Genomic DNA, 15,250 nt, shown 5'->3' on the forward strand with positions numbered 1-15,250 from the left:
CGCTGCATGTCAACGCCCGACGCGCCAGTGGGATTCCCGAAGACGGCACCCGGACTCAGAGCAGCTTCGAGCCGTTGATCACCAGCTTGAAGTCGCAGCCCAGGAAGGCGGCGGCGCGCCGGCACATGAGCATCCGCCCCAGGAAGATCTCGAAGTACTCCATCACCTGGGAGATGGCCGTATCGATCGTCAGCTCCAGCGTCACCGTCTTGCTCTTCTCGTCCACCCGCAGGAAGGAGTGCTGCACGGCGTAGTTGACCCGGTCGTGGATGTCGAAGGTCTGGGGCTCGGGGTTGCGCACGCGGGTGCGGTGCACGTCGGACTTGTCGGCCAGGATCACCGCCGCGCCCACGGCGCTGATCGGCTCCCCATGGGCCTCCTCGTGGTTGCCGATGGCGCCCATGACCACGGCCCGCTCGTCGGCGGGCATGCCCAGCCGCTGCAGGATCCGGTCGGCCAGCACGGCGCCCGTGTGCTCGTGGTTCTGCCGGCTGACCAGGTTGCCGATGTCGTGGAGGTAGGCGGCAATGGCCGCCAGCTGCACCGTGCGCTCGTCGTGGCCCAGGCGGCGCAAGACGTTGGCCGCGATGTTCGCCGTGAGGGTGGCGTGGCGGCCACCGTGCTCCGTGTACCCGATGACCCCCAGGGACTCGTTGGCCTTCTGGATGAACGCCTCGACCTCGGGGTCCCGCTTGACGTCGTCGAGGGTGGGCCCGGGAGTCGCCGCGCCCATCACTCCTCGGCCTTCTCGCTGCGCGACCGCACGTAGCTCACCGCGCCGCGGTCCGCCTTCACCCGCACGTTGGGCGCCAGGTCCAGGGTCAGGACGTCGTCCTTGATGTCGGCGATCGTCGCGTGCAGCCCGCCGATGGTGACCACGCGGTCGCCCCGCTTCAGGGCGTTCAGCATCTCACGCCGCTTGCGCTGCTGCACCCGCTGCGGCCGGATCATCAGCAGGTAGATCAGCGCGAAGAACAGGACGTAGATGGCGATCAGCGGGATCTGCGACTGCTGGGTCTGCAACAGTGGCGGCATCGGTCCTCCTCATGGTCGCAATGGCTGCGTCCGGCGCACAGAGTTTACCCGTCGGGCCGGCCGTCTCCTGCCCGCCCCGGCGGCTGAGCCCGTCTACCAGGCGCTCCGATAGCGCGCCAGCACCGCCGCCTGCCAGGAGGCGTACGTGCCCGCCGCGATGGCCGCCCGGGCCTGCCCCACGAGCCGCTGGAGGAAGAAGACGTTGTGGTACGTGGCGAGCCGGGGCCCCAGCATCTCGTCGGCCGCAAACAGGTGCCGCAGGTACGCGCGGGTGGTGCGGGCGCAGACCCGGCAAGGGCAGTCGGGATCCGGCGGCGCCAGGTCCGTGCGGAAGGCCGCGTTGCGCAGGTTGAGGCGGCCGGTCGCCGTGAAGACCACGCCGGTGCGGGCCACCCGGGTGGGCAGCGCGCAGTCGAAGAGGTCGACGCCCCGCGCAATCCCCGCCAGCAGGGCGGGCACGGAGCCCACACCCATGAGGTAGCGCGGCCGCGCCGCCGGCAGCGCGGCCACCGTGGCCTCCAGCAGCTCGTACATCAGGTCGGCCGGTTCGCCGACGGACAGCCCCCCGATGGCGTACCCGGGGAAGTCCAGGGCGGCCAGCCGGCGCGCGGCCTCGACCCGCAGCGCCGGGCTGAACGCTCCCTGGACGATGCCAAACAGCAGCCCCGCACCCGCGTGATGGGCCCGGGACCGCTCGGCCCAGCGCAGGGTGCGCTCCAGGGCCGCGCGGTCCTCGCCAGGCGGCGCAGGGTAGCCCAGCAGGTGGTCCAGGGGCATGAGCACGTCCGCGCCCAGCCGCTGCTGGATCTCCACGACCAGCTCGGGCGTGAAGCGGTGCGTGCTCCCGTCGATGGGCGACTGGAACGTCACGCCATCGTCGTCCACACGCCGCATGCGGGCCAGGCTGAACACCTGGTAGCCGCCGCTGTCGGTGAGGATCGGCCCCGGCCACCCCATGAAGGCGTGGAGGCCGCCGGCGCGCTCGACCACGGCGACGCCGGGACGCAGGTAGAGGTGGAAGGCGTTGGCCAGGATCATCTGGGCGCCCGCCTCGGCCACTTCCTCGGGCGTCAGGGCCTTGACCGTGCCGTTGGTGCCCACCGGCATGAAGGCCGGCGTGTCCACGGCGCCGTGGGCCGTGTGCAGGCGTCCCAGCCGCGGCCCGCCGGGACGGGGCTCGTGCAGCACCTCGAAGACCATCACGGGTAGATGCCGCGCACCGCCAGGGCGTCGGCGACGCGCTGGACCGCCCGCTGCAGCGCGGCCTGCCGCAGGTCCAGGCCGCTGGCGCGGGCGGTCGCGACGACCTGGTGCAGGGCCTGCACCATCAGCCGCTCCAGCCGTCGGTTGATCTCGGCCTCGTCCCAGAAGAACGCCTGGAGGTCCTGGACCCACTCGAAGTACGAGACGACCACGCCTCCGGCGTTGGCGAGGATGTCGGGCACCACCACGACGCCGTTACGGGCCAGCACCGCGTCGGCCTCGGGCGTCGTGGGGCCGTTGGCGCCCTCGACGATCATGCGCGCGCGAACGCGGCCGGCGTTGGCCGCGGTGATCTGCCCTTCCAGCGCGGCGGGCACCAGGATCGTCACCGGCAGCTCCAGCAACTCGGCGTTGCTGATGGACGCCGCGCCGGGGAAGCCCACCACCGAGCCCGTGGCCGCCGCGTGCTGTGCCACCGCGGCGATGTCGAGTCCGCGGTCGGCGTAGATGCCGCCCCGGACGTCGCTGACGGCTACCACGCGACAGCCCGCCTCCTGCAGCAGGCGCGCGGCCACCGATCCAACGTTCCCGAACCCCTGCACCGCGACCGTGGCGCCCTCCCAGGGGAGGCCGAACAGGCGCGCGGCCTCCCGGGCGACGAGCATCACCCCGCGGCCGGTGGCCTCCGCGCGCCCCACCGACCCGCCGATGACCACCGGCTTGCCGGTGACCACGGCGGGGATCGAGTGGCCGCGGTGCATGCTGTAGGTGTCCATGATCCACGCCATCACCTGGGCGTTGGTGCCGACGTCGGGCGCCGGGATGTCGCCGTGGGGATGCATGACGACCGAGATCTCGGCCGCGTACCGTCGGGTCAGGCGCTCGAGCTCCCCGCGCGACAGGGTGTGCGGGTCGACGACGACGCCGCCCTTCGCTCCGCCGTAGGGCAGGTTCATGAGCGAGCACTTCCACGTCATCCACATGGCCAGGGCCCGTACCTCGTTGAGGGACACCGCGGGATGGTACCGGATGCCCCCCTTGGTGGGGCCGAGCACCAGGCTGTGGTGCACGCGGTATCCCACAAAGACCCGCACCGACCCATCGTCCATCTTCACGGGGAAGGTGACCGTCAGCTCCCGCTCCGGCACCATCAGGTACTGCTGGATGCCCCGCTTCAGGCCCAGGCGCTGCGCAACCTGCACGAACTGGCGCAGCGCCATCGCCCACGGATCGTCGACAGCCGCTGCGACCGTCACGGGGTCTGCGTCGATCGGCACGAGCGTCCTCCGCTATCGCGAGCGCGCACACGCGTCCGCAGCGCCCAGCGTGCGCCGTCGGTGGTCCGCACGTCGCACATGCCCGCAGAAACGCAGACCACCGACGTCGCCCTCGGTGACTATTCGACACGGACCTATTCGACACGCCCGCGGCGGTTCCGTGGTGGTCGCCCGGGTGCGCCGGGACGGCGGCGTGCACCAGCGGGATGCCCCGTCCCATCGTCCTGTGTCTCCCGTGGCTGGCTGCCGGGTGCGGTGCTGGTCGGCCGCCTGGAGGCCCTGTCCCGTGCCCGGGTTCAGATGGATCCGAAACACCCTGACATCCCGTTGTCGGGTACCGGCCTCGTCGCTACAATGGCGACGAACGACCCCATGCCGAAGGAGGGCCGCATGGCCGAGCAGCCAGCTTCCCCGCAGCAGCCGGCGTCAGGCACCGCACCGTCGCGCGAGGAGAAGATCGCCGCCCTGCGGGCCAAGGTCGAGGCGATGAAGGCGGCCCGGGCCGCGGCAGCGGGCGGCCAGCCGACCACCGCGGCGGCACCGGCGGCCACCGTCGAGGTCCCCGTCTCCTCGCTGAACCCCGGAGGCCGGCCCGGCGCCCCGCCCAAGACCGCGACGATCGAGGCCCTCGGCACGGTCAACCACAGCGTCGAGCTGCGGGCCGCGGCTACCGAGGACGACAACATCAAGAAGTTGCTCGGCGGACTGGGCGCGTACCAGAACCCCCTGCGGGGCGGCGTCTGGCAGCTCGACTACCGCTACTACGCCGAGGCGTGCCGGCGCCTGGAAGCCGCGGGCTACACGATCAGCGAGCGCGACTACCTCGGACGGCCGCTCAAGGAGTGGCAGCCCGCCGCGCGCGGGTGGACCCGCGTGCGGCCGGCCTAGTCAGACGATCAGCATCGCGTCGCCGAACGAGTAGAACCGGTAGCGGGCGCGGATCGCCTCGTCGTACGCGCGGAGGATCACCTCGCGCCCGGCGAACGCGCACACCAGCATGAGCAGGGTCGTGCGCGGCAGGTGGAAGTTGGTGACGAGGGCCTCCACGGCTCTGAACCGGTGCCCCGGCGCGATGAACAGCTCGGTCCAGCCCTCACCCGGCCGCACCTGGCCATCGGTGTCGACCGCGGTCTCCAGCGCCCGCACCGTGGACGTGCCCACGGCCACGAGCCGGCCCCGGCGTCCGTTGATGGCCGAGGCGGCAGCGGGGGACAGCGTGTAGTACTCCGGGTGCATCCGGTGGCTCGCCACGTCGGCGGCGGCGACCCGCTGGAACGTCCCCAGGCCGATGTGCAGGGTGAGTGCCACCACCGCGATCCCCTGCGCCTGCAGGCTTGCCAGCAGCGCCGGCGTGAAGTGCAGGCCGGCGGTGGGTGCGGCCACCGCTCCGTCGGCGCGCGCGTACACCGTCTGGTATTCCTCCGGGGACACCAGCGGCTGGTGGATGTACGGCGGCAGGGGCGGCTCGCCGTACCGCCGCATCAGCGCGGCCAGGTCGTCACCGGCGGCCGCGCGCACCAGGCGCCGGCCATCGGGCAGCCGCTCGCCCACGACGACCGGGTGCCCGCCGACGTGCACCACCGACCCCGGCGGGAGCCGCCGGCCCGGTCGCACCAGCGCTTCCCACGCGGCGTGGTCTGCAGTGGGACGCAGCAACAGCAACTCCACGGCCCCACCCGTGGGCCGGTGGCCGCGCAGCCGGGCCGGGAGCACACGGGTGTCGTTGACCACCAGCACGTCGCCCGCACGCAGGTAGTCGCCGATCTCGCAGAACGTCCGGTGGGCCAGGGCCCCGGTGGCGCGGTCGACGACCAGCAAGCGCGCTGCGTCACGGGGCACCGCCGGGCGTTGCGCGATCAGCTCCGGCGGCAGCGCGTAGTCGAACTCCTCCAGTCGCATACCGCGCGGGCGCTGCGAGACCGTCAGGGCACGGTCCCGATGGTCACGCCGGTGTAGTAGTACCGCAGGATGTCCGGGTAGTCGCGGCCCTGGAGAGCCTGGCCGCGCGCGCCCCACTGGCTCATGCCCACCCCGTGCCCGGCGCCGCGGCCGCTGAACTCCACGACGCCATCACCCGCCGGCTGCACGGTGAACAGCGTGCTGCGCAGCACGCCAACCCCCAGGAGCGCGCGGAAGTCGACACCGCGCACGTCCGTGGCCCCGGTCGCGGCGTGCAGACGGACCAGCAGCGCGCGGCCCGACGGGCTCGTCGCCGCCACCTCGATCCGCTGCAACCCCGCCACCGTCTTGCCCGCGCGCTGGAGCCGCGCTTCGAGGGCGCCCAGGTCCGCACGCACCGTCCAGCGGGAGGTCGGCGACTCCTGCGCGTACGGATCGGGCACGCCCCGCAGGTAGGGCTGCGCCGTGCCCCACACGTACTCGCTGCTCTCGGTGGCGCCGCCCGAGTCGCTGTGGTAGGCGGCGAACACCGGGCGTCCCTCGTACAGCATCACCAGGCCGCGCGTCGCGTCCACCGCCGCCGTCGTGCGCGGGTCCTCAGCCGCCACGCCGCCGTAGACCTGCGAGTCGGTGGTGGCCCGCACGTCGTAGCCCTCGGCGGCGAAGCGCCCCGCCCAGTAGAGGGCCAGCGACCGGGCGGCGATCGCCTGCGCGCGCAGCGCGGCCGGCGGCCAGCGCGGATCCATCTCGCTGCGAACCACGCCGTACAGGTACTCTTCCAGGTCGACCTCGTTGATCACGGCCAGCCCGCCCTGGAGGGCGCGGCGCAGCTCCAGCACGCCCCGGTACGGCCGCCCGTTGACCTGCAAGAAGCCGCTGCGGGGGACCAGCCGCACCGGGGCGGCGTAGACCACCCCGCCCAGGTCGATGCCCTGGGCGACGGCTCGTGTCTGCACGCGGCCGCCTTCTGCCGTCTCGCGCCGACCGGTGGGCAGCTCAACGATGTCGAACGGCCCCTCGGCGCCGATCGTCGCCGCGTCCACGGCAGGCAGCAACCCCACCCGGACGACCGTGCCGCTGGCGGGCTGCGCCGCAGCCGGTCCCTCCGCAAGACCACCTGCGCTTGCCGCGACGACCAGCGCCAGGCACATCCAGACGCCGGGAGACGCCCGGCCGGGCACAGCGATGTTCAGCGCATCGATGATCCGGCGCACCCACACGCCAGGGGACGCGCGACGGCGCGCGGTGGCCCGCCGCGCGCGCGGATGCCCCCACCACCGACCAGAGAGACGACGGCGCACAGCCGGCATGGGCTGAGGCGCTACCGGCGGAAGAGCAGGTTGAGCAGCACCGTCAGCAGCACGCTGACCAGGATCATGGTGCCAATGGGCACGTAGACGGTGAGGTGGGGCCGCTGGATGACGATGTCGCCCGGGACCCTTGGCAGGCGCGGCAGCAGCGTGAACGCCAGCCCGGCCACCACCAGTACCACGCCCACGACCACCAGCACGCGGCCCAGCGAGGCGAACGGGGTCAGCTCGTCCATAGGCTCCCCTGCTGGCCCGAGGTCCGCAGGGCCTCGGGCGGCTCCAGGCCGAGGTGCGCGTACGCTGCCGCGGTGGCGCGGCGGCCACTGGGCGTGCGCACGATCAACCCGGCCTTGAGCAGGAAGGGTTCCACCACCTCCTCCAGCGTCTCGACGTCCTCGTGCAGGGAGGCTGCCAGGGCCTCGATCCCGGCGGGCCCACCCTGGTAGGTCTGGATCAGGGTGCGCAGCAGTTCGCGGTCCAGGGCATCGAGCCCCAGGTGGTCGACGCCCTCGAACTCCAGCGCCTCGCGCGCGACCGCCAGGGTGATGACGCCCCCGGCGCGCACCTGGGCGAAGTCACGCACGCGCCGCAGCAACCGGTTGGCGATCCGGGGCGTGCCCCGCGACCGCCGGGCGATCTCCACGGCGCCGTCGGGCTCGATCGGCACCTGGAGGATCTGTGCCGACCGCTGCACGATGCGCGTGAGCTCGTCCACCGCGAAGAAGTCCAGGTGGTGGAGGATCCCAAAGCGCTCGCGCAACGGCGACGAGAGCAGCCCCGCCCGGGTGGTGGCCCCGATCAGCGTGAACGGCCGCAGCCGGTAGCGCAGCGTGCGGGCGTGCTGGCCGCGGTCGAGCACGAAGTTCACGCAGAAGTCCTCCATGGCCGGGTAGAGCAGCTCCTCCACGCTGCGGGACAGGCGGTGGATCTCGTCGATGAAGAGCACGTCGCCGGCGTTGAGGTTGGTCAGGATGCCCATCAGGTCGCCCCCGCGCTCGAGCGCCGGCCCGCTGGTGGTCACGAGCTCGGCCCCCATCTCGTGGGCGATGACCCCTGCCAGCGTGGTCTTGCCCAGCCCGGGCGGGCCGTGGAGCAGGACGTGGTCGACCGCCTCGCCCCGGGCCCGGGCCGCCTCGATGCTGATGCGCAGGCCCTCGATGACGCGCTGCTGGCCGATGCACTCGTCCAGGGTCTGCGGGCGCAGGCTGCGGAGCACCTGCTCCTCCTCGACGCTCTGCGGGTCGAGCCGGTGTCGCGTCACGCCGTCGCCTCCCGCTGGAGCCGGTAGACTTCCTGGAACAGGGCCTCGGCCGAGTCGAGGTGGGGCGCCCGGCGGAGCGCTTCGTTCACCATGCGGCGGGCCTCCGCCAGGCGGTGCCCGAGCTGGCGCGTCAGCACCTGGACGACCTCCTCCTTGAAGTCGGCCGGCGCCGGCTGCGGCGGGACCTCCTCCCGCAACAGGGCGTACTTCCCCATTTTCCCGTGCAGCGCCGCCACCACCTTCTCCGCCGTGCGGCTGCCGATGCCGGGCAGCCGCCGCAGGAAGGCCACGTCGCGGCGCTCGATGGCATCGGCGATCTCGTGCACCGGCCGGACCATGGCGCGCACGGCCTTGGTCGGCCCCAGTCCCTCGACGGTCAGGAAGCGCTCGAAGAACTCCTGCTCGACTTCCCGCAGGAACCCGACCAGTACGGGCCTGGGCTGGTTGGGCGTGGCCTGGTAGGACACGAAGAGCTCCACCTCGACGTCGTCGCCCGCGGGCAGCTGGGCCTCCACCACCGGGGGCAGGGCCACCTCGTAGCCCACCCCGCCGGCGTCGACCAGGATCGTCCCGTCGCGCCGGCGGCGCACGCGGCCGCGCAGGTACCCGATCATCGGCTCATCCGCGGATCGCCCCGAGCCGCAGCAGTCCTGTGTACGCCAGGGCCAGCGCGTCGGCCGCGTGGCCGTTGCGGATCGCGCCCACCCGCAGCAGGCGGCGCAGTGCGGTCTGCACCTGCGCCTTGCTCGCCCGTCCCGAGCCCGTCACGGCGTACTTGACGGCGGCCGGCGCCAGGGCCACCGTGCGGACTCCCGCCGCCGCCGCGGCGGCGCAGAGCACGCCACGGACGTGCCCGAGCACGACGGCCGTCCGCGGGAACCGCGCGTGCGCGAAAACGTCCTCGAGCACGAGGAGCTCGGGGCGCAGGTCGCGCAGCAGCGCCTCGACGTCGCGGTGGAGCTGGAGCAGCCGGGCGCCCAGGTCGCGTCCTGCGGTGGCCAGCACGCCCGTCTCCACCACCACCGGCTGGCCCGCCTCGGCCCGCAGCGCCGCGTAGCCGGTGGCCCGCAGGCCGGGGTCGCACCCCAGGACGACGCCGCCGTGGGACGAAAATGGCGCAACGGCGACGAAGGTGCGACGGAGCGGCGGCGCCAGCGTCATCGGGTCCGCAGGGAGGCTACGACACGCCCGTCAACCTACCTGCTGCAGGATCTCGTCCGGGATGTCGAAGTTGGCGTACACGTGCTGGACGTCGTCCAGGTCCTCCAGCGCCTCCAGCAGGCGCAGTACCGCCTGGGCGTCCTTGCCCTCCACCCGCACCGTGGTCTTGGGCGTCATGCGGATCTCGGCAGCCGTCACCGCCAGGCCGCGCTCGGCCAGCGCCTGCTTCACGCGGAACGTCTCCTCGGGCCGGGTGATGATCTCGAACCCCTCGTCGGTGGCGCGCACGTCTTCCCCGCCGACCTCCATGGCGGCCAGCAGCACGTCGTCCTCGGTGAGGCCGTTGCGCGCGACGACCACGGTGCCGTGCCGCTCGAACATCCACGCCACCGACCCACCCAGGTTGCCGCCGTGGCGGCTGAAGACCGCGCGGACCTCGCCGGCGGTCCGGTTGCGGTTGTCGGTGAGGGCCTCCACCAGCACCGCCACACCCCCGGGCGCGAAGCCCTCGTAGTAGACGGTCTCGTAGTGGGTCCCGGCCAGCTCGCCGGCACCACGCTGGATCGCCCGCTGGATGTTGTCGTTGGGCATGCCCGCGTCGCGGGCGCGTTCGATGGCGGCGCGCAACCGCGCGTTGGCCTCGGGGTTGCTCCCGCCTTCCTTGGCCGCCACGCTGATCTCCCGCGAGATCTTGCTGAACAGCTTGCCGCGCACCAGGTCCATCTTCTGCTTCTTGATGCGGATGTTGTGCCACTTGGAATGGCCGGACATGGACTCCCACCTCCGCCGCCGGGATGACCGACAGCCCGTTCCGCTCTCTATGCTACCGCATCCTCCCCGATGGACGCACGGCCGGCCCGCGGGCGCACGCCGCTGCCGGTCCGGGCCCGGGACGGCGCCGGGACGCCGCCACGGCCGCGCTGCCGTGGACCCGAATGGCGCGCAGCGCGCCGCTCAGGGAAGGCCGACCAGCACCGAGCGGGACGCGCGCGCGCCGGAGAGGGCCAGGGCCGAGACGGTGACGACGTAGCGCGTGCCGGGGGAACGGACGGCGGGCGTGAACTCGTAGCTGAACCGACCGGCGGCGTCGGTCTGCATGGACACTTCCACGAGCTTCTGCAGACCGCCGTCGGTCCGCGCCGCCACCGCGATGGTCACCATGGCGCCGGGCGCCGACGTGCCGGCGATGACGAAGGGCGGAGTCAGGGGCTCGCCCTCGCGCGGCTGGAGGACGACCAGCGGCGCGGCCTCGGCGCCGGGCTGCTCCGGCGGTGGCTCGCTGTGCGACGGCGCGGACGCCCGGGTGAAAACCTCGCGGCGCGGGTGCGGGCACGCCGGGGTGGCCAGCTGCCACGAACCCGCGCACACCGTCGTCACCACCACGCCCTCGGGCGGCGTCCAGTCGTCGGGCGGATGGGGCTGCGTCGCCGGCTTCATGAACGCCGCCCAGATCTCGGCCGGCAGGCCCCCGCCCACGACCCGCCGCATGGGGGTGTTGTCGTCGTTGCCGACCCAGACCGCGGTGGACAGGTAGGGGGTGTACCCGACGAACCAGGCGTTGCGGTAGTCGTCGGTCGTGCCGGTCTTGCCCGCCGCGGGACGGCCGATGGCCGCGGCGCGGCCGGTGCCCCGTTCGATGACGCCCTTGAGGAGGTCGGTCATCACGTACGCCACGTCGGGCTCCAGGGCCAGCTCGCGGCGCGGCCGGTGCTCTTCCAGCACCTTGCCGCGGGCGTCGGTGACCTTCAGGATCGCCAGCGGGTGCACCCGCAATCCGCCGTTCGCCAGCGCGGCGAACGCCGCGCTCATCTCCAGGGGCGTGACGTCGGCCGACCCCAGGGCAAGCGAGAGCACCGGCTCAAGCCGGCTCTCGATCCCCATCTTCCGGGCGGTCTCCACCACCGCGGCGGGTCCCAGTTCGGCGATCATGCGCGCGGCAGGCACGTTGATCGACTGCTCCAGCGCCCGGCGCAGCGTCACCGGCCCGGAGAACTTCCCGTCGTAGTTCTTCGGAGTCCACGGCGGGGCACCGGGGATGCGGTAGGTGACGGGGGCGTCCTCCAGGATGCGAGTGGGGGGGATCCCGCGGGCGATGGCCGTGGTGTACACGAAAACTTTGAACGCCGACCCCGGCTGGCGGCGCGCCTGCCAGGCGCGGTTGAACTGCGAGCGGGCGAAGTCGGCGCCCCCGATCATGGCGCGGATCGCGCCGGTGCGCGGATCGAGGGCGACCAGGGCTGCCTGCGTGGCGTTCAGGCGCCGCCGCGCCGCGGCCTCCAGGCCGCGGCGCACGGCCTGCTCGGCCAGGGCCTGGAGGCGGGGATCGAGCGTGGTGTACACCTGCAGTCCGCCCTTGTAGACCAGGTCCTCGCCGTAGGTCTCCAGCAGCCTGGTGAGGATGAACGAGACGAAGTAGGGCGCGCGGATGCCGACGAGCCCGGCGTTGGACGCCGGCGCCAGCTGGATCGGCGCGGCGCGCGCCGCGGCGGCCTGCGCCGGGGTGATGTAGCCCAGCTGCACCATGCGCTGCAGCACCAGCGCCTGACGCGCCCTGGCCAGCGCCAGGTTGCGGTAGGGTGAGTAGACCGACGGCGCACGGATCAGGCCGGCCAGGAGGGCCGCCTCGGCCAGCGTGAGGTCCCGGGCCGACTTCCCGAAGTAGACCTGGGCCGCCATCTCCACGCCGTACGCGCCCTGCCCGAAGTAGACCAGGTTGAGGTAGCGTTCCAGGATCTCGTCCTTGGTGAGACGCCGTTCGATCTCGACGGCCAGCAGCATCTCGGCGACCTTACGGGAGAAGGCCCGCTCCTGGCTGAGGAAGAGGTTGCGGGCCAGCTGCTGGGTGATGGTGCTCCCGCCCTCCACCACCTGCCCCTCCCGCAGGTTGCGCCACACCGCCCGGGCGATGCCGCGCGGGTCGACGCCCCGGTGGGCGTAGAACCGCTCGTCCTCGATGGCGATCACGGCCTGCTGCAGCGTCAGGGGGATCGCGGCCAGCGGCACGATGCGCCGGTTCTCGCGGTACAGGGAGGCGATCAGCTCGCCGTTCTCGGCGTAGATGCGCGTGGTCTGACTGGGCGGCGCGTAGAGCCGGGAGACGTCGTGGACCTGGCGCCCGACCGCCACCGCCACGCCCAGCGCCACGCCGCCGCCGACCAGCGCCACGGCGCCGATCAGTGCCAGCACCACGAGCACAGCCGTCCAGGACAGGCGCCAGGCACGGGCGGGACGGCGAGCACGGAGGCGGGAACGGCCAGGACGCGGCATGCACCACCTGGGCCCCGCCGAACGCGGGGCGACGATTTATTCTAGCATATTTCCCTCTCGTTCCCCCTCTCGCCTCCGTCGGACCCCCTCGTGCCTCCGTCGGGCCCCTCGTGCCTCCGTCGGGACCGGGGTGACGAGCATGCGGGGCCATCCCGGCCATCCCGAGAGCGCGCTTGACCGGCGCGCGGCGGCGTGTTACGGTCCTCTCGATTTCCGGCACGTCGTCAGAGGAGTCGATGCCCGAGCCCGCCCGCGCCGCCCTGGAGCCGTCCCGTCGCCCGGTCGTCGTGAAGGTCGGTACCACCACGCTGTGCGGCGACGGCCTGGGGCCGCGTCCCGACCGGCTGCGAGCCATCACCGACCAGCTGGCCCGCCTGCACCGCGCCGGGCGCCCGGTGCTCCTCGTCACCTCCGGGGCCATCGCCACCGGCGCAGGGGTGCTGGGCCTGCCCCGGCCGGCGTCCATGCCCGAGCGGCAGGCGCTGGCCGCGGTGGGCCAGCCTGTGCTGATGCGCGAGTACGCTCGCCACTTCGGGCGCGCCGGCGTCGCCGTCGCCCAGGTGCTGCTCACCGCCGACGACCTGGCGGTGCGGCGGCGGTACCTCAACGCCCGCAACACGGTGGCGGCGCTGCTGCGGCGGCGCATCGTGCCCATCGTCAACGAGAACGACACCGTGGCCACCGAGGAGATCCGCATCGGCGACAACGACACGCTGTCGGCGCAGGTGGCGATCCTGGTGGGCGCCGAGCTGCTGTGCATCCTCTCCGACGTGGACGGCCTCTACACCGGCGACCCCCGGCGGGATCCAACGGCCCGCCGCATTCCCGAGGTCACGGCCATCACGGCCGAGATCGAACGGCTGGCGCGCCGGACGCCGTCGCCACTCGGCACCGGCGGGATGGCCACCAAGCTGACCGCCGCGCGCCTGGCCACCGCTGCGGGGTGCACCGTGGTCGTCGCCGACGGCCGCACGCCGCGGGTGCTCGAACGCGTGCTGGCCGGCGAGCGGTTGGGGACCTGGTTCCTGCCCGCAGCGCGCGCGGTCGCGGGCCGGAAGCGATGGCTGGTGGCCAGTGCGCGCGTCCGCGGCCGGCTCGTGGTCGACGAGGGCGCGGCGGCGGCGCTGCGCGAGCGCGGGCGCAGCCTCCTGCCCTCGGGGATCCGCGAAGTCCACGGTACCTTCAGCGCCGGCGACCTGGTCGCGGTGCTCGATCCCAGCGGACGGGAGATCGCCCGGGGCATCGTGGCGCACGATCGGGCGGTGCTCGAGCAGGTCCGCGGCCGACGCAGCCACGACGTCGCCCACCTGGTCGGCGGGCGGATCGAGGTCATCCACCGGGACAACCTCGTCCTCTCGGGGTGATGGTCGCCATGCGCGTACCGATGCCAGCCAGGGTGGCCCCCGGCGGGGGCGTCAGGCGGACCCGCGCACGCGCGGCTCGTCCAGGTCCCCAACGCCCGCGGGGCGCCCACACCGATGGCGAGCGCCACGCGGGCACCCGGGCGTGGAGGAGCACTCGTGGTCGTTGACGTCACCCATGTGGACACCATCGTGGCGCGGGCGCGCGCAGCGGCGACGGCGATGCGCGTGCTGCCCCGCGCCGCCAAGGACGCCGCGCTGCTGCGGCTGGCCGACCTGCTGGAAGCCCACGCCGCGCGACTGCTGGACGCCAACGCCGCCGACGTGGCCGACGCCATCGCCGCGGGGCAGCGGGCAGCGCTGGTGGACCGGCTGCGCCTGACCCCCGAGCGCATCGCCGCCATGGCCCGCAGCGTCCGGGCGGTCGCGGCCCTGCCGGATCCGGTGGGCGAGGTCGTCGAGATGCGCGAGCGGCCCAACGGCATGCGCGTGGGCCGCATGCGCACGCCCATCGGCGTCATCCTCATGATCTACGAGGCGCGCCCCAACGTCACCGTCGACGCGGCCGTCCTGTGCCTCAAGGCCGGCAACGCGGCCATCCTGCGGGGTGGCCGCGAGGCGTCGCGCTCCAACGCGGTGCTGGGCGACCTGCTGGCTGGCATCGGGCTGCCCGACGGCGCCGTGCAGGTGATCGCCCACTCCGACCACGACGTGGTGACCGCGCTGCTCCAGGCGGACGGCATCGACCTGTGCATCCCCCGGGGCAGCGAACGGCTGATCCGCACGGTCGTCGCCCACGCCCGCATGCCCGTGCTGAAGCACTTCAAGGGCGTCTGCCACCTCTTCGTGGACCGCGACGCCGACCTGGCGATGGCCGTGCGCCTGACCGTCAACGCCAAGGCACAACGGCCCAGCGTGTGCAACGCGCTGGAGACGCTGCTGGTGGACGCGCCGGTGGCCGAGGCCTTCCTGCCACAGGCCCTGGCGGCGCTGGCCGCAGCCGGGGTCGAGGTGCGGGCCGACGACCGGGCGCGCGCCATCGCCGCCCGCGCCGGGGACCCGGCCGCCGCCCGCGTGCGTCCCGCCACCGACGAGGACTGGGCGACCGAGCACCTCGACTACATCCTGAACGTGCGCGTGGTGGACGGTCTGGAGGAGGCGCTGGCCCACATCCAGCGCTACAGCACCGGCCTCGCCGACGCCATCGTCACCCGCGACCAGCGGCGCGCGCAGCGCTTCCTGGCCGCCGTGGACAGCGCTGCGGTGCTGGTCAACGCGTCGACACGGCTGGTCGACGGCGGCGAGTTCGGGCTGGGCGCCGAGATTGGCATCAGCACAGACCGCATCGGCCCCCGCGGGCCCATGGGGCCTGCGGAGCTGACCTCGCTCAAGTGGGTGGTGCTCGGCAGCGGCCAGATCCGGGAGTGAGGTGCGCGCGCTGGCGCTCGACGTGCAGCGCCGACCCGCCGTCGCCCT

Annotated in this window: 15 protein-coding genes; 3 read left to right on the forward strand and 12 right to left on the reverse strand. The window is 73.3% G+C overall.

What is annotated here, in order from left to right:
• Positions 1-55: 55 nt before the first annotated feature.
• The 4 genes from QN157_13560 to QN157_13575 form a co-directional block, all read right to left on the reverse strand.
• Positions 56-733: an HD domain-containing protein gene (locus QN157_13560; protein ID MDR7556618.1), complete on the reverse strand. Its 678-nt coding sequence runs from the start codon at positions 731-733 to the stop codon at positions 56-58.
• Positions 733-1,035: a preprotein translocase subunit YajC gene (yajC, locus tag QN157_13565; protein ID MDR7556619.1), complete on the reverse strand. Its 303-nt coding sequence runs from the start codon at positions 1,033-1,035 to the stop codon at positions 733-735. The genes QN157_13560 and yajC overlap by 1 nt, the downstream gene beginning before the upstream one ends.
• Positions 1,036-1,128: 93 nt before the next feature.
• Positions 1,129-2,235 (reverse strand): tRNA guanosine(34) transglycosylase Tgt, encoded by a 1,107-nt coding sequence (gene tgt / locus QN157_13570; GenBank protein MDR7556620.1) that lies wholly within the window; start codon positions 2,233-2,235, stop codon positions 1,129-1,131.
• Positions 2,235-3,458: a Glu/Leu/Phe/Val dehydrogenase gene (locus QN157_13575; protein ID MDR7556621.1), complete on the reverse strand. Its 1,224-nt coding sequence runs from the start codon at positions 3,456-3,458 to the stop codon at positions 2,235-2,237. Before QN157_13575 ends, tgt begins: the two co-directional genes overlap by 1 nt.
• A 447-nt stretch (positions 3,459-3,905) precedes the next feature.
• Between QN157_13575 and QN157_13580 the strand changes: the two genes are divergently transcribed.
• Complete coding sequence (locus QN157_13580) at positions 3,906-4,403, forward strand: hypothetical protein (GenBank protein MDR7556622.1); 498 nt, start codon at positions 3,906-3,908, stop codon at positions 4,401-4,403.
• On the opposite strand, the gene queA is transcribed toward QN157_13580, so the two are convergent.
• The 8 genes from queA to QN157_13620 form a co-directional block, all read right to left on the reverse strand.
• Entirely contained in the window at positions 4,404-5,414 is a 1,011-nt protein-coding gene (gene queA / locus QN157_13585; GenBank protein ID MDR7556623.1) for a tRNA preQ1(34) S-adenosylmethionine ribosyltransferase-isomerase QueA, read from the reverse strand.
• Positions 5,415-5,437: 23 nt separating this feature from the next.
• Positions 5,438-6,628 carry a SpoIID/LytB domain-containing protein gene (locus QN157_13590; GenBank protein MDR7556624.1) on the reverse strand — a complete coding sequence of 397 codons (1,191 nt, stop codon included), beginning with the start codon at positions 6,626-6,628 and terminating at the stop codon, positions 5,438-5,440.
• A gap of 107 nt (positions 6,629-6,735) precedes the next feature.
• Positions 6,736-6,960, reverse strand: a complete 225-nt coding sequence (locus QN157_13595) for a DUF2905 family protein (GenBank protein MDR7556625.1) — start codon at positions 6,958-6,960, stop codon at positions 6,736-6,738.
• Positions 6,948-7,985 (reverse strand): Holliday junction branch migration DNA helicase RuvB, encoded by a 1,038-nt coding sequence (ruvB, locus tag QN157_13600; protein MDR7556626.1) that lies wholly within the window; start codon positions 7,983-7,985, stop codon positions 6,948-6,950. The genes QN157_13595 and ruvB overlap by 13 nt, the downstream gene beginning before the upstream one ends.
• Complete coding sequence (ruvA, locus tag QN157_13605) at positions 7,982-8,599, reverse strand: Holliday junction branch migration protein RuvA (protein MDR7556627.1); 618 nt, start codon at positions 8,597-8,599, stop codon at positions 7,982-7,984. Before ruvA ends, ruvB begins: the two co-directional genes overlap by 4 nt.
• Before the next feature lie 4 nt (positions 8,600-8,603).
• The gene (locus QN157_13610) at positions 8,604-9,146 is read right to left on the reverse strand and encodes a crossover junction endodeoxyribonuclease RuvC (GenBank protein MDR7556628.1); all 543 of its coding nucleotides are present in this window, start codon (positions 9,144-9,146) and stop codon (positions 8,604-8,606) included.
• A 30-nt stretch (positions 9,147-9,176) separates the two neighbouring features.
• Complete coding sequence (locus QN157_13615; protein MDR7556629.1) at positions 9,177-9,917, reverse strand: YebC/PmpR family DNA-binding transcriptional regulator; 741 nt, start codon at positions 9,915-9,917, stop codon at positions 9,177-9,179.
• 183 nt (positions 9,918-10,100) lie between these two features.
• Positions 10,101-12,335, reverse strand: a complete 2,235-nt coding sequence (locus QN157_13620; GenBank protein ID MDR7556630.1) for a penicillin-binding protein 1A — start codon at positions 12,333-12,335, stop codon at positions 10,101-10,103.
• A 314-nt stretch (positions 12,336-12,649) separates the two neighbouring features.
• Here QN157_13620 and proB point away from each other — a divergent pair, with 314 nt between their 5' ends.
• Together proB and QN157_13630 are read left to right on the forward strand one after the other, a co-directional pair.
• Entirely contained in the window at positions 12,650-13,777 is a 1,128-nt protein-coding gene (gene proB, locus QN157_13625; GenBank protein ID MDR7556631.1) for a glutamate 5-kinase, read from the forward strand.
• A 156-nt stretch (positions 13,778-13,933) separates the two neighbouring features.
• The gene (locus QN157_13630; GenBank protein MDR7556632.1) at positions 13,934-15,202 is read left to right on the forward strand and encodes a glutamate-5-semialdehyde dehydrogenase; all 1,269 of its coding nucleotides are present in this window, start codon (positions 13,934-13,936) and stop codon (positions 15,200-15,202) included.
• Positions 15,203-15,250 lie beyond the last annotated feature (48 nt).

It is taken from the genome of Armatimonadota bacterium (assembly GCA_031459855.1).
Taxonomy (GTDB): Bacteria; Sysuimicrobiota; Sysuimicrobiia; order Sysuimicrobiales; family Humicultoraceae; genus Fervidifonticultor; species Fervidifonticultor primus.

What these genes read in the sequence shown, in the direction of transcription:
- QN157_13575 (MDR7556621.1), bottom strand. Translation starts at nt 3,458, where the DNA reads ATGGCGCTGCGCCAGTTCGTGCAGGTTGCGCAGCGCCTGGGCCTGAAG.
- QN157_13595 (MDR7556625.1), bottom strand. Translation starts at nt 6,960, where the DNA reads ATGGACGAGCTGACCCCGTTCGCCTCGCTGGGCCGCGTGCTGGTGGTC.
- QN157_13560 (MDR7556618.1), bottom strand. Translation starts at nt 733, where the DNA reads ATGGGCGCGGCGACTCCCGGGCCCACCCTCGACGACGTCAAGCGGGAC.
- yajC (MDR7556619.1), bottom strand. Translation starts at nt 1,035, where the DNA reads ATGCCGCCACTGTTGCAGACCCAGCAGTCGCAGATCCCGCTGATCGCC.
- QN157_13615 (MDR7556629.1), bottom strand. Translation starts at nt 9,917, where the DNA reads ATGTCCGGCCATTCCAAGTGGCACAACATCCGCATCAAGAAGCAGAAG.
- proB (MDR7556631.1), top strand. Translation starts at nt 12,650, where the DNA reads ATGCCCGAGCCCGCCCGCGCCGCCCTGGAGCCGTCCCGTCGCCCGGTC.
- QN157_13580 (MDR7556622.1), top strand. Translation starts at nt 3,906, where the DNA reads ATGGCCGAGCAGCCAGCTTCCCCGCAGCAGCCGGCGTCAGGCACCGCA.
- queA (MDR7556623.1), bottom strand. Translation starts at nt 5,414, where the DNA reads ATGCGACTGGAGGAGTTCGACTACGCGCTGCCGCCGGAGCTGATCGCG.
- QN157_13610 (MDR7556628.1), bottom strand. Translation starts at nt 9,146, where the DNA reads ATGACGCTGGCGCCGCCGCTCCGTCGCACCTTCGTCGCCGTTGCGCCA.
- tgt (MDR7556620.1), bottom strand. Translation starts at nt 2,235, where the DNA reads ATGGTCTTCGAGGTGCTGCACGAGCCCCGTCCCGGCGGGCCGCGGCTG.
- ruvA (MDR7556627.1), bottom strand. Translation starts at nt 8,599, where the DNA reads ATGATCGGGTACCTGCGCGGCCGCGTGCGCCGCCGGCGCGACGGGACG.